The sequence below is a fragment of the Cellulomonas sp. ACRRI genome (assembly GCF_022346185.1).
GTDB lineage: Bacteria > Actinomycetota > Actinomycetes > Actinomycetales > Cellulomonadaceae > Cellulomonas.
This window is the reverse complement of record NZ_JAKRMS010000226.1, coordinates 1-2936: the sequence shown is the minus strand read 5'-3', so window position 1 is coordinate 2936 and position 2936 is coordinate 1. Positions and strand designations below refer to the sequence as shown.

5 protein-coding genes are annotated in these 2936 nt (G+C 74.8%); 1 reads left to right on the top strand and 4 read right to left on the bottom strand.

Annotated features, from left to right (window positions below; translation table 11 throughout):
- Positions 1-84 precede the first annotated feature (84 nt).
- Positions 85-1032 (top strand): LysR family transcriptional regulator, encoded by a 948-nt coding sequence (locus MHY85_RS20735; RefSeq protein WP_239200304.1) that lies wholly within the window; start codon positions 85-87, stop codon positions 1030-1032.
- Here MHY85_RS20735 and MHY85_RS20730 read toward each other — a convergent pair.
- The 4 genes from MHY85_RS20730 to gcvH all read right to left on the bottom strand — a co-directional run bounded on the left by MHY85_RS20730 (position 1029) and on the right by gcvH (position 2898).
- Positions 1029-1259, bottom strand: a complete 231-nt coding sequence (locus MHY85_RS20730) for a helix-turn-helix transcriptional regulator (protein ID WP_154727738.1) — start codon at positions 1257-1259, stop codon at positions 1029-1031. The two genes, MHY85_RS20735 and MHY85_RS20730, sit on opposite strands and share 4 nt — an antisense overlap.
- Positions 1259-1870, bottom strand: a complete 612-nt coding sequence (locus tag MHY85_RS20725; protein WP_239200302.1) for a hypothetical protein — start codon at positions 1868-1870, stop codon at positions 1259-1261. The genes MHY85_RS20730 and MHY85_RS20725 overlap by 1 nt, the downstream gene beginning before the upstream one ends.
- A 168-nt stretch (positions 1871-2038) precedes the next feature.
- Positions 2039-2278, bottom strand: a complete 240-nt coding sequence (locus tag MHY85_RS20720; protein ID WP_154727746.1) for a helix-turn-helix transcriptional regulator — start codon at positions 2276-2278, stop codon at positions 2039-2041.
- Positions 2279-2526: 248 nt separating this feature from the next.
- Complete coding sequence (gene gcvH / locus MHY85_RS20715) at positions 2527-2898, bottom strand: glycine cleavage system protein GcvH (protein WP_239200300.1); 372 nt, start codon at positions 2896-2898, stop codon at positions 2527-2529.
- Positions 2899-2936: the final 38 nt, after the last annotated feature.

Here is a 2936-nt window from a genome sequence, read left to right as displayed (position 1 = left end):
GGTCGGGCGGGCACCCCCCGAGCCTGCGCGACGCACCCCCGCCGCCGGAACGCCGACCTGCCTGGCGGCCTCTAGCCTGAGGCTATGCCCGACACCGCCGTGACCCCCGGCGCCGCCGACGCCTCCCCGGCCGGTCGCCGCGTCCCCCTCGCCGCGCTCGAGCTGCTGGCCGCCGTCGACGCGCACGGCTCGCTGTCGGCCGCCGCGCGCGCCCTGGGGCTCGCCCAGCCCTCGGTCAGCACGGGCCTGCGGCGCCTGGAGCGCCAGACCGGCCTGACCCTGGTCACCCGCGCCGCGTCCGGCACGAGCCTGACCCCGGCCGGCACGGCCCTGCTCGCCCGGGCGCGCGACGTGCTCGCCGCCTCCGACGCCCTGGAACGGGAGGTCGCGGCCCTGCGCACCGCCCGGCAGGGCCGGGTCCAGGTCGCGGCGAGCCTGAGCATCGCGGAGTACCTGGTGCCCGGGTGGCTGGCGTCGCGGCCGGCGGGGTCGGCCCTCGTCGACCTGGTCGTGGCGAACTCCCGGGACGTGGTGGACGCGGTGCTGCACGGCCGCGCGGACCTCGGCTTCGTCGAGGGCCCCGACGTGGCCGAGGGCCTGGACTCCCGCTCCGTGGGTGACGACGAGCTGGTCGTCGTCGTGGCGCCCGGCCACCCGTGGGCGCGGCGCCGCCGGCCGGTCACCGCGGCCGAGCTGGCCGCGGCGCCCCTCGCCGTCCGCGAGGCCGGGTCCGGCACCCGCGCGGTGCTGGAGCGCGCGATCGCCGCCGCCGGCCACCCGCTCTCCGGCTCGCCGGCGCAGCTCGGGTCGACGTCCGCGGTGAAGAACGTGGTGCGGGGCGGTGGTGCCGCCGCCGTGCTGTCCCGGCTCACCGTCGCGGACGAGGTCGCCCGCGGCGACCTGGTCCGGGTGCCCGTCGACGGCGTGGACCTGAGCCGCACCCTGCGGATGGTGTGGGCGCGGTCCCGGCAGCCCGCGCCGGCCGCCCGGGAGCTCGCCGCGCACGTGGTCCGGGCGACCTCCCCGGGCTAGGGCCGCGGGGCGACCACCAGGAGGTCGCCGACCTGGCAGCCGAGCACGTCGCAGACGGCGGTCAGCGTGGAGAACCGGATCGCGCGCGCCCGGTCGTTCTTCAGCACCGACAGGTTCACGACGGTCACGCCGACCAGTTCGGCGAGGCGGGCGAGCGTCATCCCGCGCTCCGCGAGCAGCTCGTCGAGGCGGCAGTGGATCCGGCCCGCGTCGTCCTGGGGCGGCATCAGACGAGGCCCTCGGTGTCGCGCTGCAGCTTCTCGCCCGCGTGGAACGCCGCCGCGAGGGCGCCGACCGCCATCGAGGTCAGGATCGGGGTCCAGGACACCTGGAAGGTGATCTGCTCCGCGAGCGCCCGGTCGGCGACCAGCGCCAGGACCCCGTTGGACGCCAGCACCGAGCAGCCGAACCAGGCGACCCAGCCGCCGGCGATCAGCAGCGACACCGCCGTGATCAGGCGGGTGATCGTGCCGGAGAAGAACTGGCCCGCGAGCATCCGGCGGCACAGCAGCAGGACGCACACCGTGACGCCGATGGTGGCGAGGGGCGGCACGGCGGCCGCGCCGATCGCCGCCAGGTGCGTGGCGACCGGCATGTCGGACACGGTCAGCGTCGCAGAGTCGACGGTGGCCGCGACGGCGGCGGCGTCGGGGCCCAGCGGCAGGTCCACCGGGACGCCCATGAGCAGCACGTCCACGGGCGCGTCGCGGTTCGGCACGATCCTGGCCACCGAGACGACCAGCCCGATCGCCTGCCAGACGATGACGGCCCCGCCCACCACGAGCACGGACAGCAGGTCGGACCGGCTGGTGAACCACGGTGCGCGGGTCGTCGTCATGTCAGCTCCAGACATATCGAGGATCGATGTTATCGACTGACGATATGCCATGGCTGCGACCTCGTCGAACTCGCCCGCGCGCGACCGGGACGACGCAGGGCCGCGACCCGCCGTGGTGGCGGGTCGCGGCCCTGGGACCACGCGCCCCCGGCGAGGGGGGCGGGTGCGTCAGCGGATGCCGGCGGCCTCGGCCCAGGCGACCGCCTCGGCCCGCGTGGAGACGCCGATCTTGCGGTACACGGACCGCACCTGCGACTTCACGGTGTTGCGCGTGACGAACAGCTTGCGGGCGATGTCCTCGAGGGTGACGTCCTCCGCCAGCTCGGCGAGGACGACCCGCTCACGGGTCGTGAGCGGCTCACCCAGGATGCTGGTGGACGCGGTGGGGGCGATCTCCAGGGTGGCCATCTGGTCCTCCGGTTGCATGTGGCGAGTCCCGGCCGCTGGGGTTCTCCGGCGGCCGTCTACCGGTGTTGATCGGCAAGTGTGGCCGCCGTGATCGCAGTCGTTTCTCACCCGTTCTGCGGAGGGTCCGGAGGATGCGGGACCCAGGGCCCATGTGCTAGGACCGAAGTCCCTGGTCACCGTCCGGGAAGCGATCTCCTGAGAGTTCTCTCAGAAACACCCGAACGGGCTAACCGCCGTCCGGGGGAGTCTCAGTCCGTGAGCGTCGCCGCGTACTCGTCCGCGGACAGCAGCGGACCGGCGCTCGTGACGTCCACCCGGAACAGCCAGCCGGCGCCGTACGGGTCGGCGTTGACGACGGACGGCTCGTCCACCGCCTCCTGGTTCACCTCGACCACGGTGCCGGCGACCGGGGAGTACAGCTCGGACACCGACTTCGTGGACTCGACCTCGCCCACGACCGCGCCGGCGGCGATCTCGCTGCCGACGGTCGGCAGCTCCAGGTAGACGATGTCGCCGAGGGCGTCGGCGGCGTTCTTGGTGATGCCGACGGTGGCGGGCTCGGCGCCGTCGATCCACTCGTGCTCGGCGGTGTACTGCAGGGTCGTGGGGACGTCGCTCATGGGGCTCTCCGGGGTTCTCGCGAGCGGGGCGCTCGGCG